Annotated in this window: 17 protein-coding genes; 9 read left to right on the top strand and 8 right to left on the bottom strand. The window is 69.8% G+C overall.

The window, feature by feature from the left end:
* The first annotated feature begins 7 nt into the window (after window positions 1-7).
* The 7 genes from mycP (at window position 8) to O7546_RS10260 (ending at window position 12,323) form a co-directional block, all read left to right on the top strand.
* Window positions 8-1,249 (top strand): type VII secretion-associated serine protease mycosin, encoded by a 1,242-nt coding sequence (gene mycP, locus O7546_RS10230; RefSeq protein WP_281600799.1) that lies wholly within the window; start codon window positions 8-10, stop codon window positions 1,247-1,249.
* A gap of 224 nt (window positions 1,250-1,473) precedes the next feature.
* Entirely contained in the window at window positions 1,474-2,970 is a 1,497-nt protein-coding gene (locus O7546_RS10235; RefSeq protein ID WP_281600800.1) for a DUF2397 domain-containing protein, read from the top strand.
* 92 nt (window positions 2,971-3,062) lie between these two features.
* Entirely contained in the window at window positions 3,063-4,157 is a 1,095-nt protein-coding gene (locus tag O7546_RS10240; protein WP_281600801.1) for a TIGR02678 family protein, read from the top strand.
* Entirely contained in the window at window positions 4,157-8,476 is a 4,320-nt protein-coding gene (locus O7546_RS10245; protein ID WP_281600802.1) for an SbcC/MukB-like Walker B domain-containing protein, read from the top strand. Before O7546_RS10240 ends, O7546_RS10245 begins: the two co-directional genes overlap by 1 nt.
* Window positions 8,473-9,621, top strand: coding sequence for a TIGR02679 domain-containing protein (locus O7546_RS10250; protein ID WP_281600803.1), 1,149 nt, complete (start codon window positions 8,473-8,475; stop codon window positions 9,619-9,621). Before O7546_RS10245 ends, O7546_RS10250 begins: the two co-directional genes overlap by 4 nt.
* Before the next feature lie 527 nt (window positions 9,622-10,148).
* On the top strand, window positions 10,149-10,694 hold the full coding sequence (locus O7546_RS10255; RefSeq protein WP_281600804.1) for a hypothetical protein: 546 nt from the start codon (window positions 10,149-10,151) through the stop codon (window positions 10,692-10,694).
* Window positions 10,695-10,703: 9 nt separating this feature from the next.
* Complete coding sequence (locus O7546_RS10260; RefSeq protein WP_281600805.1) at window positions 10,704-12,323, top strand: hypothetical protein; 1,620 nt, start codon at window positions 10,704-10,706, stop codon at window positions 12,321-12,323.
* An 825-nt stretch (window positions 12,324-13,148) separates the two neighbouring features.
* Here O7546_RS10260 and O7546_RS10265 read toward each other — a convergent pair.
* The 8 genes from O7546_RS10265 to O7546_RS10300 all read right to left on the bottom strand — a co-directional run bounded on the left by O7546_RS10265 (window position 13,149) and on the right by O7546_RS10300 (window position 24,022).
* Window positions 13,149-14,237: a hypothetical protein gene (locus tag O7546_RS10265; protein ID WP_281600806.1), complete on the bottom strand. Its 1,089-nt coding sequence runs from the start codon at window positions 14,235-14,237 to the stop codon at window positions 13,149-13,151.
* Window positions 14,234-16,300, bottom strand: coding sequence for a methyltransferase, FxLD system (fxlM, locus tag O7546_RS10270; protein WP_281600807.1), 2,067 nt, complete (start codon window positions 16,298-16,300; stop codon window positions 14,234-14,236). The genes O7546_RS10265 and fxlM overlap by 4 nt, the downstream gene beginning before the upstream one ends.
* A 9-nt stretch (window positions 16,301-16,309) precedes the next feature.
* A complete protein-coding gene (locus tag O7546_RS10275; RefSeq protein ID WP_281600808.1) occupies window positions 16,310-17,596 on the bottom strand; it encodes a lanthionine synthetase C family protein in 1,287 nt (428 codons plus the stop codon).
* Complete coding sequence (locus tag O7546_RS10280) at window positions 17,593-20,700, bottom strand: lantibiotic dehydratase (RefSeq protein WP_281600809.1); 3,108 nt, start codon at window positions 20,698-20,700, stop codon at window positions 17,593-17,595. Before O7546_RS10280 ends, O7546_RS10275 begins: the two co-directional genes overlap by 4 nt.
* A 98-nt stretch (window positions 20,701-20,798) precedes the next feature.
* The gene (gene fxlA / locus O7546_RS10285) at window positions 20,799-20,957 is read right to left on the bottom strand and encodes an FxLD family lanthipeptide (protein ID WP_210942429.1); all 159 of its coding nucleotides are present in this window, start codon (window positions 20,955-20,957) and stop codon (window positions 20,799-20,801) included.
* Between the two features lie 83 nt (window positions 20,958-21,040).
* A complete protein-coding gene (locus O7546_RS10290) occupies window positions 21,041-21,739 on the bottom strand; it encodes a GNAT family N-acetyltransferase (protein WP_281600810.1) in 699 nt (232 codons plus the stop codon).
* Between the two features lie 14 nt (window positions 21,740-21,753).
* Window positions 21,754-23,247 (bottom strand): APC family permease, encoded by a 1,494-nt coding sequence (locus tag O7546_RS10295; protein ID WP_281600811.1) that lies wholly within the window; start codon window positions 23,245-23,247, stop codon window positions 21,754-21,756.
* 37 nt (window positions 23,248-23,284) lie between these two features.
* Window positions 23,285-24,022, bottom strand: coding sequence for a GPP34 family phosphoprotein (locus O7546_RS10300; protein WP_281600812.1), 738 nt, complete (start codon window positions 24,020-24,022; stop codon window positions 23,285-23,287).
* A 77-nt stretch (window positions 24,023-24,099) separates the two neighbouring features.
* Between O7546_RS10300 and O7546_RS10305 the strand changes: the two genes are divergently transcribed.
* Entirely contained in the window at window positions 24,100-24,396 is a 297-nt protein-coding gene (locus O7546_RS10305; RefSeq protein WP_281600813.1) for a hypothetical protein, read from the top strand.
* Between the two features lie 619 nt (window positions 24,397-25,015).
* Window positions 25,016-25,870: a helix-turn-helix transcriptional regulator gene (locus O7546_RS10310; protein ID WP_281600814.1), complete on the top strand. Its 855-nt coding sequence runs from the start codon at window positions 25,016-25,018 to the stop codon at window positions 25,868-25,870.
* The last annotated feature ends 48 nt before the right edge of the window (window positions 25,871-25,918 follow it).

Below are 25,918 nucleotides of genomic sequence, written 5' to 3' on the forward strand. Positions count from 1 at the left end.
CGAACGGATGAACGTGAACGTCGGCGTGCTCCGGCCCGTCGCGGCCGGCCTGCTGAGCGTGCTGCTGATCGGAGCGGTCGCCCAGCCCGCTGCCGCCGCGCCGCAGCGGGCCGAGCAGTGGTACCTGGACGAGCTCCGCATCGATCAGGTGCGCAAGTTGTCGACCGGCCGTGGCGTGATCGTCGGGGTGGTGGACAGCGGCGTCGACGCGACCCACCCGGACATCCGGGGCCGGGTGCTTCCCGGCGGGCGCAGCTACGGCTCGATCGGCGACGGCCGCGCCGACGAGGAGGGCCATGGCACCCACATGGCCGGAATCATCGCGGCGACGAACGCCGCCACCGACGGTGTGGACGGGATCGCCCCGGACGCCAGAATCCTCCCCATCAAGATTAAAAAGGGGAAAGGTCTGGCCAGTAGGCAGGCGATCGCCCAGGGCATCCGGATGGCGGTCGACGGTGGTGCCAAGGTGGTCAACGTGTCCGTCGGAGGGGTCGCTGCGGCCTCGGCAGGGGAGAAGGAGGCCATCACGTACGCCCTCACGAAGGACGTCGTCGTGGTCGTCTCCGCCGGCAACACCGCCAAGGGGGAGCGGGCCGTCACCTCGCCGGCCAACGTTCCCGGCGTCATCGCGGTGACCGGCACGACCCGTGGCGGCGCCTTCTGGTCCGGCTCCGTGCAGGGCCCGGAGGCTGCGGTGTCAGCCCCAGGCGATGGCATCTTCAACATCGGCCCGAACCACGGCTACGGCTGGGGCGACGGCACGTCGGACTCCGCCGCCATCGTCTCCGGCATCGCGGCGCTGATCCGGTCGAAGTATCCGGACCTGGACGCGTCGAATGTCATCAACAGGATCATTCGGACCGCCCACGACGCTGGCCCGAAGGGCCGCGATCCGAAGTACGGCTTTGGTCTCATCGACCCGGTGGCCGCGTTGACGGCGGAGGTGCCGACGGTCTCCGAAAATCCCCTGCTCGGTCCGGTGGTCGCGCCCAGCGGTGCTGCCCAGGCAGCCGAGGACGAGAACTTCGACGTGACCAAGTACGGCGATCAGGGCGGTCCGAGTGACCAACAGGTCGCGGTGATCGCCGTCGGGGTCGGCCTGGTGGTGGTGATCCTGCTGGCGTTGGCGATCTTCTTAATTTGGAACCGTCGGCGCCGCAAGGCCGAGGCCGCTGTTGGAGCGGGTGTTCGAGACGGCCTGGTTGAAGAGGTCCCTTCTGGTGGACCGCCTCACCAATCACTTTGATCTGCTGGCCTGAGTGGAGCCCGTATCGGCGTGGTCACCGAAGCGGATATTGCCTGGTCAAGTTGTCGGACGGTCTGCATATGCTGCGGGGCCCGGGCTGACAGTGTTGTGGTCTGAAGCGCTCGGGCAGATGGGCAATGGTCCAGCGCTGAAAGGGGTTCGCGGTGCGGCCAACGGTTCCGGACGGAGACGTCGCAGGCGCGGATGCGTGGCAGCTGGGCGGAATGCCCGGTGGCCTGCTGCAAGCGAGCTATCTGACGCCGGGCAGGTACGCCGCCCAGTACCGGGCGATCGTCGACGTGTTGCTCGCGCAGCAGCAGCACACCCTGACCGGCGTCGCCGCCACGGATCTCCCCGACCTCATCCGGGCGCATCTGGCCGCCTCGGGTGCGGACGCCGCCCTAGCCGACGAAGCAGGGTTCGACCTGCCGGCGCGGATGACAAGCCTGGAGCGGTGGGGTGTCGTCGACCGGTTCCAGGACCGGGCACTCCGGGACGCGGACTTCATCCGGAACTTGGACCGGTTCCAGCTGACTGAGATCGCCGCGCAGCTACACCAGGCGGTCACGAGTCTCGGGCAGGACGCTGCGGCGGCGGCCGCGGCCACGCTGGCGCCTGGCGTGTTGACCGCGAATCTGACACAACTGCGTGATCTCGCCGAATCGGATCCGGGCGAGGCGGCGAGCGCGTGGTCGATCATCTTGAACACCCACCAGTCGATGGCGAGGGCTGCGGCCGGGTGGCAGGCCAGGCTGGCGTCCGCACTGGCCGGCACTCCGACCGTCGACAAAATCACGGTGGTGCAAGAGACCCTGCGCCGGTACGTCGACATGTGGGGCGCCGGCGTCGACGTGCATTCGGAGACGATCACCCGCCGGGTGAACGAACTAGGTTCGGTCCCGGACGGTGCGTGGCGAGCGGTCGCCGCCCGCATGCTGGGGCCGAACGCCGACGATCCGGCGATCCTGGACCTGGTCGGGACGTACCGGCAGACCTTGGAGACGCTGCGTTCCTGGTTCGATGGGCCGGACTGTCAGGCGCGGCGGTTGCGGCGGCAGATGCGCGACACGATCGGTCCGTTGTTGCGCGGGCAGCGGACTCTGGCCGCAGTCGGTGGGCACATGTCCCGGCGCGCGGAGCTGCTCGCTCTGGCGGCCCGAGTCGAAGCCGCTGGCGACGACGACGCAGGCTGGCAGGTGTGGTGCAACGCCACTGGCCTGTACGCAGCCCGGCATCTGCCTGGGGTGGCGCCGGCCCCGGCCGGTAACCCATCCGCATCGTCGTGGTGGGAGTCCGAAACGGTGCCGGTCGAAGCCCGGCTCCGCAAGCAGGGGCCACGCGGTACGACCGGGGCGCCGGCGCGGCTGGCCGATAACACCGGCAACCGGAGGATGGCGCGGGCGAATGCGGTGGCGCAGCAGTCCTTGGCGGCGCAGACCGAAGCGACGGTAGTGGGCCGCTCGGGCATGCGGTTATCCGAGTGGCCCCCGATCTCGGAGGCGGAGACGACGCTGCTGCTGCAGTTCCTGACCGCGATGCTGCGGGGCACAACGGCGGGGCCCGGGACGCGGACCGCGACGACCGGGGACGGCCGCTGGTCGTTGCGGACCGAGCCGGTTCCCGGCGGCGTGGACGCGGTGATCCACACACCGGCGGGCCGGCTCGTGCACCCGGATCTGTTCTTGTACATCTCCGCCGCTACGACCGGGAGCATCGGATGAGCGCCAGGACGTCGGAACAGCAGATCGCTGCGCAGCACGCGTTCGTCGGTCTGCTCGCCGAGCCGATGATCACCCCGGCCACAAACCGAGAGTTGTTCCGGCTGGTGGTTCGCTATCAGCAGCCGCTGTCGGAGGCCGCGCGCCGTCTCGGGTACCGGATACAGCGGGTCGGTCAGGCGGCCCGGCTGATCCGGGTACCGGTCGGTGGATCGGCGACTATTCCGCCGCGGCCATCTGACGCCCCGTCTCGAAGGCTGCTGGCGCTGATGTGCCTGATCGCGGCATGCTGCGAGGAGGTGTCCGGGACGGTCACCCTGCAGCGCCTGTCCGACATGGTCCGTGACGTGTGCGCTGCCCCCGGCGTTCAGGTGTCGCCCTACGACCCGGACATCAAGTCTGAGCGTCGGCAGCTGCGGGACGCGGCGGCGCTGTTGGCCCGCTGGGGTGTGCTGAATAGGCGGACCAGCGACGAGAGGATGCTGGACGAATGGACTGAGGACGGGTCCGGTCCCGGCGCAGGCTTCGAAGTCGACAGGGACGCGCTGCTGCTGATGACCAGCCCGGACGTGCTCGCCGCCGCGTTGCAGCCGGAGCCAGCGGACGCGGACGCGACCCGCACGATCCGGCTGCTGCGGGCCCTGGTCGAAACCCCGGCCGTGCTCTACGCCGACCTCAATCCGACCGATGCGGACACGCTGCGCCGGCACCGATCCCGATACGCCGGCTATCTGGCGCAGATGACCGGCGGTGCGATCGAGGCCCGGCAGGAAGGGCTCCTGTTGGTTCTCGGCAACGGCGACGGCCGTCCGCCGACGGTCGCCGACTGGCCGCGGGCGAAAGCCGCGGACTGGGTCGCTCTGCTTGCCGCAGACCAAGCCGGCCGCGACGGTGTCCGCCACGACGACGGCACGGTCCGCCTGACCCGGGTCCTGGTCGACGAGTTGATCGACGATCTGATCCGGTCGCGGGGCACGTACATGAACGACCGGCAGAAAGGCGACCCGCAGGTCGTCCTCGGCGACGTCCAGCGGGTCCTGACCGAGCTCGGCCTGCTGCGGGTCACCGGTGACGGCGGCTGGGTGTTGCTACCGACCGCCGCCCGCTACCGGGACCCGGACGTGCTCTATCCCGAAACCACCGGCCGCACCTCGTCCGCCGCTGACCTCACCGCAGTGGAGATCGCCTGATGACCGCCCTCGCCGGCCCGACCGTACCGTCACCGGGCCCGCACCTGTCCGACGAACAGCTCGCCGGATGGCGTGACGCCGTCGCGCACGGCCGGCTGCCGGACCCGGTCCGCGGCCGGTGGCAGATCCTGCGGGCCGGGGTCATCGGTTTGTGGGAGTTCGACGTCGCCGAGTACGTGTTCGCTGATGGCCGCGCCCAGTTCGTCGGCGCGAACCAGTCCGGCAAGTCGACGCTGATGACGTTGACGACACTGATCATGCTCGCCGGCAACCTCGAACGGCAGAACATCGACACCTTCGGTGACTCCGGCAAGGACTTTCGGTACTACGTCGAGCCCTCCGGCAACGACCAGGATCGCCGCGACGACTCGGCCACCGCGCATCGCGGCTGGGCGTGGGTCGAGTACGGCCGGATCCGTGATGACGGTGCCTCGGAGTTCTTCACCACGCTGCTGTACGCGCAGGCCAAACGGGGCGTGTCGCAGCTGACCCGCACCTGGATGATCTGCCATGGCATCGCACGGGTCCGCGCTGGCCTCGACCTGGTCAGCGGGCAGGCGGTCACCGAACCGAAACACCTCGACGGCATCGACGGAGTCCAGGTTTTTCCCACCGGAACGCACTATCGGCGCAAACTGACCACCGCACTGTTTGGGTTCACCGATGAAGACCGGTACGCGACCGTGCTCGAACTGCTCAAGACGCTGCGGACCCCGCATCTGGGGCAGAAACTGAATCCGGACTGGTTCACCAACCAGATCCGCTCGGCGTTGCCGCCGCTGGCTCGTGACGAGATCGAAGGACTCGCCTCTGGCTGGCAGCAGGTCGAGCAGGTCGGTGCCGATCGCACCGACGCCGAGGAGGCCCGGTCCGCGATCGTGGACTACGTGGCCAAGGCGTGGCGGCCGTGGGCGGACGCGGTGTTGCGACAGCATGCCGATGCTCTCACCGAAGCCGATGCAGCGCTGAAGGCGGCGTCGACTGAGATGGACGCCGCCGCCGCGAGGTTGGATCAGGCGCGGCAGGAATTTGACGCCGAGAAAAAGAAGACTCAGCAGCTCACTGGCGCCGTCGAGCGTAACCGGGGAGCGCATCGGCAGCTGCTGGAGTCCGCGGCCTACAAGAGCGCGACCGGTCGGGCTGAAGCCGCGACGTTCGCCCGCCGCACCGCCAACCAAGCCGCCTCCCGTGCCGAGGAAGCAGCGAAGGCGTTGGTCAAGCTGCGCATCCTGCATGAGCAGGCCTTGGCCGACCAGATCGAGGCGCAGGCGGACCTGGAGACCGCCCGCACCGCCTACCAGGCAGCAGTGGCCGCCACCGTCGCAGCCGCAGGGACGGCGATGCTCGGGGACCAGGCGGGCCAGTGGGCCGCCGACGCGGATACTGCCCGGTTGGAGGCGGCCGTTGCCGCTCGTAGGACCGCGTTAGCCACCCTGCGGAACCTGCTGCGGGAGGCGAATCGGCTGGCTGCGACATACCGGGCAGCGGCCGACCTGGCGAGTGACTCAGAAGCGGACCTCAACAGGCGTAACGCCGATGCCGAGTCGGCCGCCGGCACGCTCAACGATGCGATACAGCAGCTGTCCGACGATGTAGAACGGTGGGCCGCCGCCCTTACCGGTCCCGCACCTGAGCTGGCCCTTCGACAGCGGTGGCTCGAGCGCGTTACGACGGAGTCGATCGGCGCAAGCCCGCGTCAGGTGCTGCAGCAGCTGCTCGTGCGGGACTGGCTCACCCCGGCCGTCGACCCGCGGACCACCCGGGTGGCGCAGCTCCGTGCCGAAGCCGACCAGCAGCAATCCGCGGCGATCGCCGCTGGCCGGGAAGCCAGCGAGCTGGCGATGCAGGGTGACCCGATCCCGCCACCTCCGGCCGGCTGGACCCGCCGCCTGCGGCCGCGGTTCCCGTCCGCGCACGGGGCGCCGCTGTGGCGGCTGGTCGACCCTGCAGACGGGATCGAGCGGGACGTGCTGGACCAGGTAGAGGCCGCCTTGACCGCTGCAGGTCTGCTCGACGCGTGGGTCACCGTCGACGGGGCGTATACCGCAGGCCGCGATGGCACGGACATGGTCGCTACGAGCCTGCCAGCGGCGACTGGTCCGGCGCTGTCGACGGTGCTCGTACCGGCCGGCGACAGCGGCCCGCTGACTGCGACCGTCACGGCGATCCTCGCGGGGATCGGGTTCACCCCGGCCGGTCAGCCGCACGCCAATGCCGTCGCCGTCGCCGTCGACGGCCGCTGGCAGACCCCGACCTCCGCCGGTCAAGCGGGTCCGGCCCAACATGGTGCCGAGCTGATCGGCGCCGCCGCCCGCGCGGCCGCCCGGCAACGCCGGATCACCGAGTTGCACGAGCTGGCCGAGCAGCACCGCACGAGTGCCGATGACGCGACCGAGGCTGCAGACGCGCTGGTCGATGAGATCGCCGCACTGCGGGCTGCGGCGGAGCAGGCACCGTCGGACGGTGACGTGGTCGCCGCCGCTTTGGCGTTGACGGCTGCCAACCGCGAACGCGACACCGCTCAGCGCAAGCACGTGTCCCTGGCCCGCAAGGCCGAAGCCGCCCGCCAAGTCTGGGAGACCGCGACCGCCGACGCGACTACCCACGCGCTCGAACACCGCTTGCCGAACTCCGACCAGCACCTCGAGGCCGTCAACGACGCGTTGAATCATGCGGCAGACGCGATCGGTAAACTCCGGCTCGCCGTCCAGGGCAGTCTCACCTCCGAGCGGGCCGGCGCCGAAGCGGAATCGAAGGTCATCGAGTCCGAAGCGCACCTCGACGCTGGCGTCGAAGTGGAGCAGGCCGCAGCGGCCGAGGCGGCGTTGCGCGATGAGCAGGCGACCGAGGCGGAGAAGGCAATCGCGCTCGGGGATCAGGAGTTGTTCGACCGCGCCGCCGAACTCGATCGCGACGCTTCCGCGCTCGAGTCGGCTATCGCGGACTCGCACCGTGATGGCCTCGCCCTGGCTGGGACCGCCGCGACCGCACAGAGCGACTGGGAACTTCGCTGCCGGGAGCGCAGCACCGCCGATCAAAATCGTTCCGCGGCGGCCAACAGCTGGTGGATTCCGGTCGACTCGGGGCTCGCCGCGGCGCGCAACCTGCCCGAGCTGTCTGGGCGCACCATCGACGACGCCTTGCAGCAGGCCAGCACCGCCATCGCCGACCTTCGGCCACCGAGCTGGCCGGCGACGGCCAACGGACGTGAGGACCGGGTCCGGCAGGTGACCGCCCGGCTGTTCGCCGCCCCCTACACCGAGCTGCAGGCCAGTCTCGAAGCCAAAGGCGGCCGCGCCGTGCACGCCGCCGAGGCTGACGACGCCCGGCCGCTACCCGAGATCACGATGGTGGTGGAAGCCTCCGGAAAGCAACTCACACCGGCCGCCGCGATCGCGCATCTCGACGACCAGATCGCGAAGCTGTCCGCGACTCACGACGAGAAGCTGCACCAGATGTATACGCAGATCCTGTCGTCGACGTTCATCAACCACCTGCGAGACCGACTCAAGCGAGTCCTGAGCCTGCTGAATACCGTCAATGACGTCCTTCAACGGCACCCGACCGGAGCGAACCGGACCACGCTGCGGCTGCGCAGGCATCCCCGCAACGAACAGCAGTCCGGCTACAAGATCTTGCGTGCACTGGAGTCCGGCACTTTCGAATCCGACGCTGCCCAGGAGCAACTGCAGGCCTTCCTCATCGACCGGCTCCAGCAGGTCCAGGAAGCCGGCCTGCCCGGCGTCGACGACTGGACCGACCGGCTCGCCACCCTGCTCGACTACCGTGACTGGTTCGACGTCGTGTGCGAGTTCCGGGTCGGGACTGCTACCGACCCGAAATGGAAGCCTCTGACGAAACAGGTCCACGCGGTCGACTCCGGCGGCGGCAAGGTCGTCACCCTGATGCAACCCTTGCTGGCCACCCTCGTTGCTCTGTACTCGGACAACCCGGCCGGACCCCGCCCGCTGTGGCTCGACGAGGCGTTCGAAGGCGTCGACCCCAACAACCGGGCGATCATGCTGCGGATGCTGTGCGACTTCGACCTCGACTTCCTGCTCGCCGGCCCTGGCGCCCTCGTCGCCGCAGCCCAGGTTCCCGCCGCCGCCATCTGGACCATCACCCGGGCACCGGCGCCGCTGCCCGGCGTCGATCTGTCCCTGATGCTGTGGGCCGGTAACGCGATGCAGATCGTGCCGGTCGCCGATACCGCCGCGCCGCTGCTGGCCATTCCGCGACCGACCGGACAGGACGGCCCCGACCTACTTTCCACGCTAACGGCTGATGCTGGGGCTCTCGGCAGCAAGGACATGCGGTGAGCGTTGCTGCGGACCGATGGGCCAACCTGCCCGGCCCGACGAAAGTCCTCGCGGCCGCTCGCGACCTGCTGGAGAACGGCAAGACCGGCCTTAACGTCACCGTTCGCGTCACCCTCGATGCGGCTGAACGGGACCAGGTCGGACGGATCCTCGGTATGGCCTGGGAAGCCTCCGCTGCGCCGGTCACCCTCGGCCGGCTGCGCAAAGCCCTGCGCGGCTTGGACGACAGCCTGGAAGACCTCCTCGTCCGGCTCGGTGGCCCACTCGACGACCGGGTTGCCAAGCGCGAATCGGATCGGCAAGCAGCCAAGGACCACATTGACAGCGCCTATGCCGTCCTGACCGGTGCGGGCATCCCTGAGCATGCGGTTGCGCTCGCCCGCATCCGGCGTTGGCTCGAGCACACCAGCCCCGATCTGGCCGACAGTCGCGCCCAGGCTCTCGCCCTGCTGTGGCAGCACCTGCCCGCTGCCAGCCGCCCACTCCCGGAACTCGCGAACTCGCTGTTCGGCAATCCGCACCATCTCGACCGTGACGCCGACCTCGGTCGCCTCGCCGCCCGCCTGCTTGCCGCTGCAGATGCGACGGACCCCGGAGCGGCGGCGGTCGCGGCCGGTGCCGCGTTGAGCGCCGATACGTGGCGGCAAGTGTGGGCGAGGGTGGGGGTCAGCTGCGACGAAGTGTCGGCGACTGTCCTAGTCCTCAATCTGCCTCTGATCGGCTCCGGCGCCGCAGCGGCAATCACCGCCGCGGCTGCCGAGACCGGTGAGCCGGTCTGGCTGACAGCCCGATCGCTGCGCCGCGGGTGGAAACCCGAATCCGGTCTAAACACCGTCCGGGTCTGCGAGAACCCCGTCGTGGTCGAAACTGCGGCGGTACGGCTCGGCCCCCATGCCCTGCCGCTGATCTGCGTGTACGGGCGTCCGTCGAGCGCGGCATGGCTGTTGCTGGAGGGACTGGCCGCCGCCGGAGTCCGTCTGCTGATCACCTGTGACCGCGACACCGCCGGGCAGCAGTTCCTCACCGAACTCCTGCGCCTGCCCGGTGCGGTTGAATGGCTTGCCGAGGCTGACGGCGTCTACGAGGAATCGAGGCTGACGGACCTGCTGACAGACCTGACCCCTACATCGCTATCCGGTAGTTGAGCCGGAGCCAGCCCAGGGGTGGTGGGCCACGCTGCTGTCGCGGTATGACGTGGAGTGCAGAGCTAAGCCTTGTGGGGGCGCTGGTGGGAGCGACCCCTAGCGATCACGGAGGGCGGCGGGTCGGTGACACCCGTTGATAGGGTCGTCGCCATGATGACGCTGCGGCGGGAGGGCGCGCTCCTTGAGGGCCTGCACTGCCGATCGCGGCGGTGAGCACGATCACCCCGGGAGTACCAGTCCAATGATCCCCGCCTCGCGTAAGCCCTCCGATCTCGATGCGACCGGTCCTGGTCACGACGTGGATGTCTACTCGCCAGACAGGTCCGTTCGTATCGCGGCGTCAAGGCGGGGTGACATCGCGGTGGAGGTCGACGGGTTGCATCGGCACACGGATGAGTCGTTGGCCCGGCAGGTGCGTGCGGCGGCCAGGGTGGCGTTGGCGTCACTGCAACGGCCGGGGCCGGTGACGAGAAGCCTGCGGTGGACGAGCAGCGGTCTGGTTGGCGAGCGGCCAGATGAACAGGAGGGTGCTGGCCGTCGTGGCCGGCGTTGTCGTTGTCGTTGTCGGGTTGCTCGGCGCGTGGCGGTGGGGGCCGTTCAGCGACGACGAGGTCGTGCCCTCGTGCGGTGAGCTGACGAGGGCACTGCCGGGCGTGGTCGAGGGGGAGTGGACCCTGACGCGTACGGAGCCGAGACGCGAGACCAGCAAGTCGGTGGTCACCTGCGAATTCGACTTTGCGGCAACCGATCGGTCCTATCAAGGCAAGATCGTCGTGAGCCTCACCTACAGCGACGACGAAGCCGACCTGCGCAGGACCGCGACGGAGGGCCCCTGCCACGGCGAGACGGTCCCGTATCCGAGTGCCGCTGACTACCAGGTCGCGCGCTCGTGCTGGGAGAGGATCAATGACAAGGTGTTCGCGGGCGTGTTCGCGGTGGCCGATCATCGGTACGCGCACGTCTACGCCGACTTCGCCGGCGCCGGCGCTGCGCCCGAGCAGGTCGTCGCGTACGCGAACACCAGCGCGCAGCGCATCACCGACCGGGCGATCACCTTGAAGTCCGCCGACTAGGAGTACGCCGTGGGCAAGCTGGAGCGCTACTTCGACGACGTGGGCCGGATCAGGGCCGAGGGTGTGTCGACCAATGGCTGGGTGACGGTCGTCCGCGGGCACGACGGAGACCTGAAAGTCGACATCCGGCCCGGCATGCTGCGCCGCTGCACCCCGGACCAGGTGGCGTCCGAGATCCGCGCGGCCCTGCTCGCCGCAGTCGCCGATCACCGCCGGCAGTACCGACAGCTGCGCGTGGACTACTTCGGTTCGCCCGTCGGCGTGGAACCGTTCACGCCGGTCGAGACACCACATGGGGGAGAGGCATCGATCATGACCACGGACACGTCGGCTCTACGGGTCGAGTCGCGCGCCCTGGTGGCCTTCGGGAAAGAGCGCTACGAGGACGCCGTCACCTACAGCGCGGTGCGCCGCTACCTCGGCGACGTCGGCGGCATCCCGGCTGCGGCCTGGGGCACTTTGGAGGGGATTTCCGACAAGCTCAACCGGGACTGGGCAACGGCGTTGGGCAGCCGGATGTCGGAGGCCGCCATCGCCCGGAACGAGATGGAGCGTATCGCCGACGGGTTGATGCAGATCGCCGCGGACTACGAGGGCACCGACCTGGACGTTGCCACCGACTTCGACGTGTTCAACCGGGACTTGGGCCCGTACCTTCCGCTCGGTGACGGCTACGGCGGCAGCGTGCGGGTGCGCCCGGGTGGTGCCGGGATCCTCTCCCAGCCCCACGACCGTCGGCTTCCCGACGACCAGCCGGTGGTGGTGATCCCGGAGGGCAACGATCGGTTGGGTGCCACCCGTAACGAGCGGTTGCCGCGGACGCGGGAGGTGGAGGAGCCGATCACGATCGGCAGCAGTGACGGCAACAACCTGGGCTTCACCGGCGGACGGACCACGCACTACGAGAACGGTGAGGGCGACCAGCTCGACACGTTCATCCACGAGCACCGGGACACGCTGCTGCAGCTGGAGGCGATCCTGATCGAGCTCGGCACCGGCCAGCGACTCCCGCTGAGCGACCTCATGGTCCACGCGTGGCGTTCGGCGCCGAAGGTGATCTGGAACCGGGCCGACCTGCTGCACTCGGCCGCCGGCACGTACGCCGAGTTGCGCGCGGAGATGGACGGCGAGCTGAAGAACCTCAAGCTCTACTGGGACGGCAGCGCCGCGCAGGCGTTCGGCCAGTACGCCGACCGCGCTTCGGCCTACCTGGTACAGCTCGAGACCCAGGCGCGGTGGCTGGCCGAGGAGGGCAAGAAGGCCGCCAGCATGCTGGAAGGCCTGCGCAATGCGTACGCCGGACTCGGCTACCAGCACATCGGCAAGCTCATCGACGCCCTCAAGAGCTACATCGAGGCCGTCAACGGGCTGTTCTCGTCCTGTTCGAACCCGGAGGCGGCGCTCGTCAAGGCGGTGACGACCTTCGTGAACTTCCTGCTGGACGCGGAACGCCGGCACGTCGAGGCCATGTCGGACCTGATCAAGATCGACGAGCAGGAACGCAAGGAGCGTCCCGACCTAGGCACCCGCGGCCACAACACGACGCCGTTCCCGCAGGCCGAGGTCGGCGGCAACGCGTGGCTCGACGGAGGCAAGTGGAGCCCTCGCCCGGATCGGCCGTCGGCGTGATCGTCGTGTTGCAGCACAGGTCGCAGACGCTTGGCTCTGCCTGTGTCGACAAGCCAGAAGCCCGCCACGGCTTTGTCGCAGCTACTCTAACGGTGGCATGGTTGTGCGAGGACTGACGACCGGGGGCACCCGTGCCTAGGGAGCGTCGGCTGATAGCGGGCGTCAGCTCCAACGCTTTGGTCAGCACAAATGCACAACCGCCGGAATGCTGCAAAATCCGCCTCAACCGAGGCTCGGAAAGCGGCTCTGACCTGCGACTTAAGGTTCGGGTCACTCATCACCCCTGGAGGGATCGCAACCGGGTGCTGGGCCACACCACCCGCCCGAGGTCGTTGGTCGCTCATCACCCCTGGAGGGATCGCAACGCCTGACGCTGGTGCTTGTGCTTGCGCAGGTTGCCCAGTCGCTCATCACCCCTGGAGGGATCGCAACTCGTAGCGGGCGGCGATCAGGTGCAGGATGGCCCGCTCGTCGCTCATCACCCTAGAGGGGTCGCAACTCGAAGGCTCGCCCGGAGTACGCGGGCAGTACGACGTCGCGCATCACCCCTGAAGGGATCGCAACCCGAACGGGTTCTCGGTGCGGCTGATGACGCTCGCTCGCTCATCACCCTGGAGGGATCGCAACCTCATCCGCGCGAAAGCCTCGGGGCTCTCGCCGGCGGTCGCTCATCACCTGAAGGTTCGGGTCGCTCATCACCCCTGGAGGGATCGCAACAGCGGGATCGGCCGGGTGGCCGTGCCGTCGACGTCGAGTCGCTCATCACCCTTGGAGGGATCGCAAGGAGTTCGGTCCGGGGAGATCGCAGGGCTCGATTCAAGTCGCTCACCATGCCTCAGCGATCGGAGCGCGACAAGCGTCGAGGATGCCGTCGATGCGTTCCCGCGACCAGACCGGAAGTGAGATCAAGATCAACCCGCTAGCCGATACGGTGTTCCTGAGTTGGGTGGTGTGCCGGCCGTCAACGGCCGCCATGAGACCTTCGTGGAGGAGAACTTCGCGGGCAGCGTAGGCGTCACCGGAGCCGACCGCTCTGGCCACCACTTCCGAAACAAGCTTGGGCAAGATTCGCTGATCTGCTCCGGTCGACGCATCAATGAGCGTCAAGCCCAGCCGAGTTTCGAAGACAGCTAGGCCCTGCGCCGGCCGTAGGCCGAGGTAGCCCTCCAACGCGAGGTCTAGGTGCGTACGCGAGGGCCTGTCGCACAGGTAGGCCAAGCATGCGGTGATCACCTCCTCCCAGGGCTCACCCCGAGCGGTTCCGGCCACCAGCGCCCGGGCCGACTCCAGATCACCCGCCCTGACATGAGCAATGACCGCCACCTGACGTCCGTCGAGCATTCGCTGGCCGATGCCACGATGCCGCTCAAGATGCGCGTACGCCTCTCTCCACCGGCCCGCGCCAGCCAGCGCACGGACGCCCTCCGCCACGAGCACGCTCCACAGCCACTGCCTTACTTCGCGGTGGTCGTCCTCGCTGCGAGTCAGCCGGCTCGCTGGCAGGGCCTGGCCGTCGATCACCCCGTCCGTCCGTGACGACACCGCCTCGAAGAGGCTCGTGAGGAGGTGAAGAGCGGCTTCGCCGTCGCGGTCGCGAATGTGCAGCCGGGCGAGATTTACCATGGGCTCCAGCGCATGGCGCGCCGCCCGCGCGTCCAGAGGAACGGCCTGCAGGTACGCGGCGGCGTGCTCGTGGCACCACCGGCGGGCCAGGTCCGGCTGGCCGCAGTCTGACGCGAGCAGAGCAGCCTGGTTGTAGACGGCAGATGCCGCAGCTCGGTCGTGCTCTCGCGCGGCGCGTTCGGCAAGGGCGCACAGGTCGTCGACACGGGCGGCCAACGGCCCAGCGATGGGTCGTGGCCGCGCGACCAGCGGGAAACGCCGCAGCAGCGTGCTGTCCGGCTCCATGGTCACTGCCAGATGACGGCGATGGGGTGGTGCGGCCGCGGAAGGACGAAGCGTCCGACCGAGGGGTCCGCCTCGACAGGAGCGTCGGGGATCTCGAAGCGGACGGTCCGGGAGCGGTAGGTGGCGTCCCAGGTGCGGATCTCCTCGCTGATCTGATGCGCGAGACCTGCGCCGTCCGGGCCATGACCGATGACGCCGACCTCGTACAGTCTGGTGCCGTCGGGTCTGGTCGGGGCCGGCCTGATGGTGAGGTAGGCGAGGTCGGCACCGTGGGTGGTGGCCATCGCGCCCCAGGGGAACATCGGGGCGACGGCGCCGCGTTCGATGGCTACGGGTTGGACGTTCATGCGCATGATGGCGTTGTCGAGGCGGCAGCCCAGCCAGAGATCCATCCACTCGTAGGGCACCATCGGCGGGAAGAACACGTCGGTCCAGACCTTGCGCCGCTCGGTGTCCAGCACGTCGGCCAGCGCCGCGGCGTCGACGTCCTGCTCCTTGTGCACCTGGAGGACCACGTCCTGCTCGGGGGTGATCGGCACCTGCCGGCGGGCGTCGTCGCCGATACCGCGCAGCGGCATGAAGACAGCCAGCTCGCTGCCCCGGTCGCACCATCCGCCGTCGTGCCGCTCGAAGATGATCGAGCGGGAGGCGGCGCCGCGCAGGCGCAGCGGTACGACGAGTCGCCCGTGCGGGGCGAGCTGCTCCAGCCAGGCGGGCGGGGGTTCGTAGGCGCCGACGGTGGCGATGATCCGGTCGTAGGGTGCGCCGTCGGGATGGCCGAGTGCGCCGTCGCCGAGCACGACGTCCACGTTCGTGATGCCCGCGGCGGCGAGGTGTTTGCGTGCCCCGTTGACGAGGTCCTCATCGACGTCGAGGGTGACGACGCGTCCGTCGTTGCCGGCGAGGGCGGCGAGCAGGGCCGCGTTGTAGCCGGTGCCGGCGCCCGCCTCCATGACCCGGTGGCCGGGCCGTACGTCGAGCTGTTCGAGCATCATGGCCACGATCCGCGGCTGTGAGGCGGCGCTGATGGAGGCGCCGCGGCCATCGGTCTTGGTGTAGACGGGTGCGTCGGCGTAGGCCTGCTCCAGCGGTACGCCGGGTAGGAACAAGTGCCGCGGGGTGGCGCGGATGGCGGCCTCGACGCCGGGTGTGCGGATGATGTTCTCGGCGCGCAGTCCGTCGGTGAGCGCGGCGCGCAGGTCGGCGGGGTCGCTGGTCACCCGGTCGACGCTAATGCTCGTGGGCGTGGGTTCTGAGATCGACACGATGCTCCTCGTGGTGTGGTGAAAGACGTTGCGGACCGCGAGCGCGGCGAGGGTGGACTGGTCGTGGACGGACAGGCCGAGGCGGTTGGCGTGGAAGATGACGTGGTGGGCGAGGACGGCGCGGAGTCCTCGTCGGAGGCGTCCGTGTCGGGCGAGGTCGGCGAGCGCTTGGCCGGCGGTCTCGAACGCGTCGAGCCATGGGCCGTCTCCCACGAGCGGTCCGCCAGCTTCCGGGTGGGTGAGGCTACAAGGGTCGACGGTCATGAGCCGGTTGATCGCCCGGGTCAGTTCAGCGGCCCGCTCTGGCGTTGCCATTCCAGGGGAGGGCCGCAGGTCGGCGACCTTCGCCCAGGTGTCGCCTTGCTCGTACCAATCCAGGCCGGCGCTGCGCATCAGGACGCTGCAGAGCAGGACGGCGAGCTCGCGCCTTCCCAGCGTGGTGGTGGGAGGAGGACGCAGTAGCAGGTGCCGGCTGTCCTGATGGAACAGCTCGTGGGCGACCCGCATGCCGGCCGAGCCGCCGAAGGCGAGGGTCTCGGGCTCGTAGACGCCTCGGGTCCAGTTGGTGATGCGGTGCTGGACTGCGAGCGTCTCCAGCAGGTCCTCGATGCAGTGGGAGGTCGGGTCGTTGGCGAGGTAGCGCCACCGCCAGGTGGGGTACTTCCGGACGTACCACCACCCGTGCAGCACGCCGGCGTCCTGTGCGGCGGCCAGCGCCGGCGCCAGGACGGAGGCGGCGATGTCCTCGGCTGCGGCGCGGTTGGGGAACTCGACGGTGTACTGCTGCCAGGCGGGCGTTGGCATTCGGCGTCCTCACGTCTGGGGATAGGTGACTGGGGCGGTGAGCAGGCAGGCGTCCCAGGAACTGGTCAGCGGGGCTGCGTTGCTGCAGCTGAGGGCCGCCAGGGCGACGCCAGCAGCGCCTTCGAGCACGCCGGGGCCTGCGGCGACCAAGGCGGCTGCGGTACGTCGCGGTCCGGCGTCATGCGGGTCGAGCGAGCCGAGAAGCCGGGGGACTGAGGCTCTGAGCTGCTTGGCGGTGTCGGGCAGAGCATCGGCGGCCATCCGGTGCGCGATGTGGGCCAGGCCGGCGTGGCCGTGGCAGAGCGACGGGTCGGTGGTCGCCGCGAGCTGGCACGGGTCAGCGAGTGCGCGTACGAGTGCGTCTTCGGCGGCGGCGCGGCGGACGGGATCGTTCAGGGCCAGGGCGGCGAGCTGCTGGGCGCGCGCCAGCCCGGGGGTGCCGTAGCACCAGGACAGCCGCTGCACGCGGTGGACCTCGGCGCGGTCCGCCCGGAGTTGCGGTCTGGTGATCCAGTACGGCCAGAGCGCACCGGCCGTGGAGTCGTGGCGCCATCGGTCGAGCCAGATGCACATCGTTGCGATGGCAGCGGTCTGACCGTCGACGACAATGCCGTGCAGGGCCGCGAGCGCCAGTAGCGCCAAGGGCCCGGCGATGCCGTGGGCCATGCCGTTGTTACCGTGTCCGCCGGGGAAGCGGGAGTCGGCGCGGCCGGAGGGCCCGCTGCCGGTCCACCAGCCTGGTAACACCTCGCTGCCGACGGGTAGGGGCTGCGTCAGCCGGGCCAGATACCCGAGCACCGCAGGCAGTTCTTCGCTACCAGGTGCTCGGCGGAGCAGGAAGGCGCCGATCCCGGTGAGACCTCGGATGGCGTCGAACTCGGCGAGCGCCGGTAGTTCCCCGACGTCGATGCGGGCGTGCGCGACTGCCACGCGGCGCCGGGCGTCCGCGGCTATCGCCCGGTCGAGGTCGTCGAGCGCGCGGGCGTAGGCGCCGGGCCGGTGGGTGGCGGCGCAGGCGAGGACGTGGGCGAGCGCGGGTGCGCCGTGGAAGGGGTGGCTGTCGGGGCCCGCCGTCACCGGTCGGCTGGTAGCGGCGGTGAGCCAGTGGTGGGCGCGTTGCCAGGGTCTTAGCCCTGCCGCTGCCAGCTCGACGTGCAGCAGGGCGATGCCGGGTACGCCGAGGGCGAGTGACTGCTGCCACCAGGGTTGCCGGATCGGCAGCCGTGGGTCGTCGGGATGGGCGAGCAGATCGGCGACTGCGACAGCGAGGTCGTGGCTCTCGTACGGAAGGGTCATGGCCGGCTCCGGGCGAAGTAGGCCAGGGCGGCGGCGCGGGCGAGGTGGCGGCACCGGTCCTCGTCGTCGAAGTCGATGCCGACCGCGCGGATGTAGTGGGCGTGCATGAGGGAGCCGAGGACGTCGTCGCTGTTGATGCCGTCGGTGTGCGGTCCGGGTAGGTGGGTCCGGTAGACGGCGAGGGCGATGTCGCGGTTCTTCCAGGCGTCGACGATGGCGGTGCCGCCGGGGACAGCGCGCAGTGCGGCCCAGTCGTCGCCGGGGTGGGCGAGTCGTACGGCTTCGCGGAACAGCGGCCGCTCGACCGGCTGCGGCGCGGTCGGGGGTACGTGGTCGATGAGCCAGCGCAAGCCGGCGTCGATGTTGCCGGTGTAGGCGACGGCGATAGCGGCGATCTGCGCGGCGACGAGTGCCTGTCGGCTCGGGCGGACGGGCTGGCGTAGCTGCGTGAGGACAGCGTGGGAGTCGGCGATGAAGACCGCCTCCGCGGCCTGCATGGCCGCACCTGATCCCCACCGCCCGGTCTCGGGGTAGGAGGTGGCGTACTGGATCTCCCGGAGCAGGTCACGTCGGCGTAGATCGTCGGCCCATGCGCTGACACGTCCGGCGGCCGGTCCGAATGCCGATGGGTCGGGCAGGGCGATGCGGAGGCGGAGATGCTGGTCGGGGTCGCGGAACCGGAGAAACCACCAGTCCGGCGGCACCTCCCACTCATTGAGCAGTCGGGGTAGGTGCTCGCTGAGGAGGAGGTCTTGTCGGCGGATGTCTCCGTAGAGCTTCGCGAGCAGCAGCGGGGAGGCGCCGGGGCTCAGGCCTTGGTCGCGTCCGATGACGCGGGCCGGGGTCGGTGTGGGCAGCGGCGGCCAAGGCGGTGGCTCGGTGGCGTGCAGGGTGAGGATGACCTCGTGCGGGCGGCCGCCGCACCAGCCGAGGTCCTGCGGGGTGGGCGCTTCGACGAGGACCGCTCGTGGTGCGGTGAGTAGGTGGGTGCGCAGCAGGACGCGGTGTGCGGACTCGTCGAGGTCCAGCGGCAGTCGGCGGTCCGCTTCGACGAGCTGCACCAGGCGGGGTAGGCGCCGGCGGGCGCGCCACTGGTCGAGGGCGTCGTCCCAGGCGTACCAGGGTTGCCGCCGGTCGGGCAGCTCGGCCGCGTCCAGCCGCCACGTTGCGGGGGCGAGGATCGCGCGTCCGTAGCGGATGCGGGGTAGGAGCGGCAGCTTCGCCCGGGAGGCGGCGCCCCAGTCAAACGCGGTGACCTGGGCGCACTGGGCGCGGCTGAGTTCGATGAGGAACCGGGCCAGCGGTGGGGTGTGGGTACGCAGGTTCAGCGCGTGCATGCCGACGGCTTCGATGCGGTGGCCGTGCTCGGGTGCGGCGAGGTACATGCGTCGGCCGTCGCAGCCCACCGCCAGGTCGTCGACCGTGAGCACCGACCGGTTCGGGCGCCGGTGCTCGGCCAGGCTGATCACGGTCGGCAGCACCTGTCTGGTGCGGGTGACGTGGGCGGTTGCGGGGTCCAGCGGCGGGAACGATATCTGGGCGGGCACCGTGTCGTGGTCTGCGGTGGGCAGGTCGGTCAGGCCGGCGGCCAGCTTGGCCGCATCGACCGGTCGCAGCACGCTGAGGAACCGGCCGGTGAGTCCGCCGACGCCCCGGGACACGGAGGTGACCTCGACGGTGAACCTGCCGCGTGCCAGGGCAGCGTCGTCGTCGGCGTGCACCCGGACGCTCGCCTCCAGGTGCGGCGGCAACCGCAGCCGTGGTGGCCCCAACTCCAGTTGCGCGATCAGCTCCTCGTCGAGCAGCACCTCGTCCACGCCGTCCACGGCGGCACGCTGGGCGAGGGCGAGAAGCAGCTCGTCACGCCGGGACAGGGGTGAGCGTGGCTCGTCCGCTGCGGTGCCCGGGTAGCCGTCGGGGAAACCGATGCCGCTGTCCGGGTCTACGACGTCGCGTACCGGCACTAGCGAGCCGATCCCGTACCGCTCGTAGAAACGCTGGTGGTAGGTCCGCCACGTTGCGGTGCCGAAGGGAAACGCGCTGAGCCGGGTCAGCGTCAGCACGGCGCGTTCCACCTCCCGCGCGACCTGTTCGGGCAGCGTGACCGACGCTTCCAGCCGGAGATCCACCGCGAGCGGCTCGTGGGCGGAGACGCCGAGGCCGCGCATCCGGGAGGTCATCTGGGCGCGGGCTTCGCGGCCGCCCGCGTCGTGGGTGGCGCGGTGGCGTCGTAGCGCGATGTGGATGTCGCGCAGGGCGCAGATCAGGTCGGCCACCGGTGCAATGCCGCCGGCCTCGGCATCGTCGAGCTGGAGCAGCAGGTACGCCAGGGCGTCGGGTTCCGTGCTGGGCGCGTGCAGGCTGGTGATCAGTGCGCCGCGGGTGATCAGCTCGGCGAGCATGCCCTGGACGGTCGCCGGTGTGGCGTGCGGGAACGCGGTACGCAGCTGCGCGGACAGTGCTTCCACGCGGATCGGGGCGTGGGCGGCGGTGATCGCGGCGCGGACCGGCGCGGTGTATCGCAGCGACACCTCCACTGCCGTCGTGCCCTGGGGCCGGGCGTGTGGCTGGTAGGGCAGGACGAGCCGGTCGTCGCGTACCGTCATGGTGTTGTTCGCGACCACCGGGAGCCGGGCGACCAGGTCCGGGCATTGCTCCAGGTGGGTGATCACGTCGGCGAGCCAGGCGGCGCCGGCCCGGGCGACGGCCTGGTGTGCGGTGCCCCATCGGGTCGGCGATCGTGATCCGAACACGGCGGGTGCCACCCCGGCGAGGAGACCGAACGGTGTCGGCCGGCCGCGTAGGCGCTGTGTGTAGCGGGCGACGGCCTGGATCACCCGGCGGGTTTCCCGGACGGTGAGGATGTCGCCGGCGCACAGCCTGCCCACCTGCTCGGCGAGCACCGGGCTGGCGTGGCTGATCGCGTCCACGATCGTCTCGTTCGTCCACACCTGCCGCAGCCAGGCCACCCAGCCGGGGACGAGGGCGTCGCGCGGTTCGGTCAGGTCCGGCCACGGCGGCAGGTCGATGTCGGGGTGGGCGGCCGCGCGGACGAGCGCGGCGCCGGTCGACCGGTATGCCGGAGAGCCTGTGGGAGAGCGCACGCTGCACCTCGGGTGGATGTCGGTTGGGGTGCCGGCCGGCGCGGACAATGGGGGCGTGTTGCCGCGCCGGCCGACCTTCCTGGGGGAGGGTTCGTCGGTCAGGCGACGTTGGTGGTGCAGGCGGTGCAGGTGCTGCCGCAGCCGTCGTCGGTCAGGTTGACCAGGCCGGCGACGTCCGCCACCTCCAGCAGGCTGACGTCCAGGTCGAAGTCCCCGCCGTCGGCGGCCGTGCTCTGCTCCGCGGTGCTGGTGGACATGTCTTCCTCCGATCTTGAGACTTCCCCGGGCCGCGGTGACCCGAGGTGGTGCCAGGTGGCCGCGTCCCGGTGACGCGTCACCCCTACCGCCCGATGCGGACGGAGCTTGAAGCGGCAGTCGGCTGGGTTCGCCGACGTGGTCGTTGCTCGGTGTCGGGAAACGTGGCCGTGCCGGCGGCGTCGGCCGGCCCGCGCCACATCCGCCAGATCGTGGGTCCGCTGATGGGCAGGATCAGTGGCGGTCCAGCCCGGTAGCCGAGCCGCAGGTACAGCCTGCGGTTGCGCATGTTGCTGGCCTCCAGGTAGGCGGGCAGGCCCAGCGCGTCGAGCCGGCGGTGGTAGCTGTCGAGCAGGGTGGTTCCGACGCCGCGGCGCTGTTCGTCGGGGCTGACCGCCACGTACGCGAGGTAGTGGTGCGGTTCGCGGGGGTGGAACACGTCGAACATGGCCTCGAGGAGGGTGAACTTCGGCGCGTACGGTCCGGTGGCGGCTTCCACCGCCGCCTGGTGCTCCGGCGGCGCCGCGGGTGGGGGTTCGGGCCGGGCGTACCAGATCGCGACGGCGGACCGGTCGGTGGTGGTGTCGACGTGGCCGTGGGCGAGACCGTGACGCAGGACGAGGGTGAAGTACCGGCGGTAGACGGCGCGACGGTCGTCATGGTCGGGGACCAGCCAGTCGGCGACCGGCCCGTCGAAGAACGCGTCGACGAGTACGGAAACCAGGGGGTCGATGTCGGCGGGAGTGGCGCGACGGATGCTCACGCCGGTACTGGGGACGGTCATGGTGAGCTCCTTGTTCAGACCGGCAGGCGGAAGCTGTCGGTGCGGCGCAGGGGCGCGGTGGCGCTGTCGGCGCCGAGTCCGATGGCGTCATAGACCTGCGGCCGCACTGCGCGCAGGACCAACGCCCAGGCGATGCCGGCGAGGGCGGCAATGGCGTAGGTGGCCGGGAAGAGCCAGCGCAGCGGTGAGTGCGCGCTGACGCCGAGGAGGATGTCGAACTCCCGTAGCGTCGCGGCGAGAAACCCGGTCAGCGCGAGCGTGGCGAGCAGCGGCGCGACGAACGCCGGCCACCAGCCCTCGCCGTGGGCGATGCGGGCGAAGAAGCCGATCACGGCGGCGGAGGTGACGGTCATCAGGATCAGGACGCCGAGGCCACCGGTCACCGTGACCCAGAAGAACAGGTGCACGATCGGGTCCGCGCCGGCAGTGGCGTAGGCGATGAGGACGACCACCGCGAGAATGCTCTGCAGGATCGACCCGGCCTTCGGGGCGCCGGTGCGGCGGCTGGTCCGGCCCAGTACGCCGGGCAGGACCCGCTCCCGGCCGAGAGCGAACAGGTACCGGGCGACGGTGTGGTGGAAGCTCAGTAGCGCGGCGAACAAACTGGTGATGAACAGGACGCGCCCGACGGTCACGATGCTGGACCCGAGGTGCGGTGAGACGAGGTTGAAGATGAGGTCGGTGCCGTCGGTGCGGGCCGCGTCGACGATCCTGTCCGAGCCGGTTGCTACGGACATCGCCCAGGCGGACAGGCCGTAGAGCAGGCCGGTGGCGGCCACCGCGATGTAGGTGGCCCGGGCGACCGTCCGGCGCGGATCACGGGTCTCCTCGGAGAACACCACAGTGCCCTCGAAGCCAACGAAACCCGTGATGGCCGTGACCAGCGCGGCCCCGATACCCGCGGCGAGGATGTGCGACGGAGCGAGGGTGTCGAAGGTGACCGACCCGCCGGCAGGGTGCCCGACCATCACCGCGTCGAAGACCACCGCGACCGCGCACTCGGCGACGAGCATGACCGCCAGGACCTTGCCGTTGAGGTCGATACGCAGCACGCCGAGCACCGCCACCACGGCCCACCCGATCAGCGCCGGCACCCACCAGGTGACATGCAGGCCGTACTGGTCGCGCAGGAACGTCGCGAGGACCGCACCGAACCCGCCGTACAGGCCGATCTGCATGGCGTTGTACGCCACCAGCGCGACCATCGCCGCGCCTACACCGGCCGGACGGCCGAGCCCTCGGGTGACGTAGGTGTAGAACGCGCCGGCGTTGACGATCCGCCGGGACATGGCAACGAACCCGACCGAGAACAGCGCCAGCACGGCGGCGACGACAAGGTACGCCACCGGAATACCCGCCACGCCGGTGACCGCGTAGCCGGTGGTCGCACCGCCGGCGACCACCGTCAGCGGCGCGGCGGCGGCGATGACGAAGAACACCACCGAGGGGATCCCGAGCCGGCAGCGCGCCAGAACCTCGGAAACAGTGTCAGGAGTCGAATGCGACATCAGGTCTCTTTCGCGAAGAGTGGATGGGGTGTTGCCGTCAGGAGGTGCGGTGGCTCAGGACCGCGCCGCCGACGACGCTGCCGAGATCGGCGAGCAGATCCCGCAACGGCGGCCACGACTGCTCGACCAGCCGCCGCAGATGCGAGCGCACCGCCAGCGAGGCGCCGTCGAGCAGCGTCGTGTCCAGCTGGGTGTGCAGCGCCAGGCCGGCCAGGGCGAGGTCCACGCCGTTCAGGCTCCGGCCGTTGCGCAGATGCTGGGACAGCCGCGCCCACGACCAGGCCGCGGTGTTGATGTCGGTCGGCACGTACAGGGTGCGTTGCCGCCAGAACGGGCCCGCCTGCTGCGGTCGCACCAGACCCGACTGCCACATCCGTTGGGCGACCTGCTCGTAGGCGGACGAGCCGAGGAAGGCCAGCCACACCCGGGTCGCGGTGTGCTGCTGCTCGGCGGCGATCCGGTCCAGGACCAGGTGCTGGAGCCAATCCTGCGGCGGCCGGATGTCCTTGACGCGCACGTGCCCGCGCTCGAACGTGATCCGCCCGCCGTAGTAGAGTTCGACGAGCAGCCCAGCGGCCAGGCCGTACGCCAGCGCCGAGTCGAACAGCCGAGGGCGACCGGTCCGGTCGTCGTGGCACATGAAGAAGAACTCGTCCGCGATCCGGCCGGTCCGCTCGGAGGCGGCGCCGGCGGGCACCGGACGGGGGACCGGGACAGGCTCGGAACGGACGTACGAGGCGGCGTGCTCGTCAGCGGCGCCGAGGGCTGGATTCACCGCGGCTGTCCTTCCTGAGTCGTGTCGTCTGCAGGGTCAAGAAGCTGGAGCCGTACGAGGAGACGACGGCCCCCGCGATGACGGGGAAGTTCTTCCAGAGCCCACTCGTTCTGACGACACGCGCCGTCGCGGCACTGGAAGCAGGCTCCGCCGTCTGCGTGATCAAGCACGGTTCGACGGGCCGCATCGAACCGGTCAACGGCGCGGTCGCTCTCCTCGGCGCCGGTCACTGCGCGGGGTTCGGGCAGGGCAGCGGAGCGGCGGAGGTGTGCAGGGCGGACCGAGGCACGCTCGGCCCGGTGCGGTTCGGCTTGTCACGGAGGCTGCTGAGCATCGCCGTGCCGTCGATTCCGAACGGCGTGAACGGCCAGTGATCCTGCTGAGGGACGAACCATTTGAAGCGTGCCATCCCGTCACCTCCTCGTGAGGGGTGAGCGGCCGGGCCTCCTGGCTCCGACCGCGCATCCCGGCCGATGGATGCAGGGACCCGCACACCGGAGAGGTAGACGGCCCTGCACTTGCTGATGCCTGATCAGCCAACGAGAGTCGGACCGGTGTCGGAAAGGGTTGGGGTTGGATCTATGACACTGCGCTGACAGGCCCGGCTAATCGATCAAGTGGGCCAGTTCCTGGAGGTGAATGGCATCGTCGATGAGACCGCTACAACGCTGGCCGTCGCGCTGATCACCAGGTCGAGCGGCAGTTGAATGTTGGGAGATTGTCGGAATCCGCCGACATCCCTTACCGACATCCGTAGTGACGAGATCCCCTGAAATCCGTCACGAGCCTTACCAGCAGTCGGAGCTCTTTACGGGTCACTCCGATGCGGCTGAGCATCATCCGCCACGACGTCGGCAGGACCGTAATGAGGTCCTCCGCTTCCAGCCGGAGCGCATACGCTACTGGCAGGCTGCTGAGCTCCGGTTCGATTGAGGGGCAACGCCGTTTGCCGCTGACCTATGCCATGGCCGATGAGAAGGGTGCCAGGTGTCGATGAGTGACGTAGACGGTCGGCGGACGCTCGGCGTTCGGCTGGCGCAGCTGCGACGAGCCGCCGGCTACAACCAACACTCCCTCGCACCCCTGACCGGGTACGCCCGCAGCACGATCGCGAACGTCGAGACCGGACGCCAGAGGGCGCCGCGTGAATTCTGGCAGCGCTGCGACGAGCTACTCGGGAGAGATGGTTCCCTGCTCAGCCTCTACGACCAGGCGATGCGCCAAGAGCAGGCTCCGCCGCCCATGCCTGACGAAGCGGAGCTCGGAGCGGCCGACGCGCAGGCCCCGCCCGCCGCTGGGCTGATGACGACGGCGAGCCCGGTTGACCCCGCCATAGTGCCGCATTGGATGAGCATGCTCCGCATCCTCGCCGCATCCCATGACGCGTTCGGCCCTCGTCGCCTCCATGACGTCGTACGGGGCGAGCTGAACATCATCCGGAGACATCGCGCGGGCGCCGCCGGGCAAACTCTGCGGGAGCTGCTGCGAGTCGAGTCGCGATGGGCAGAGTTCGCCAGTTGGACCGCCGACAACCTCGGGGACAGTCAGGACGCGGCGTACTGGCTGCGGCAAGCACTATCGATGGCCCGAGAAGCCGGTGACGGCAGGATGGCGACCTACGTCCTCATGCGGCAGGCGCAGCGTGCCGTTGAACGAGGGGACGCCGCCCAAGCTACTGCCTTCGCCGAGTTCGCCAATGCCCGGAAGGAACCCACAGCTCGTGATCGGGCACTGTGCGCCATCCGAACCGCCCAAGCAGCCGCGCTCGCCGGGGAACGAGCACGCTGCCACGCTGCGCTGCAGAAGGCTCATTCTCTGGTAGAAGCCGCCGATGTCAACGCCGGCTGAACTTTGACCCCTCTGTTCCGGCCGAATTTTGACCCCCTCGTTGGTTGT

It is taken from the genome of Micromonospora sp. WMMA1976 (assembly GCF_027497335.1).
Lineage (GTDB): Bacteria > Actinomycetota > Actinomycetes > Mycobacteriales > Micromonosporaceae > Micromonospora > Micromonospora aurantiaca.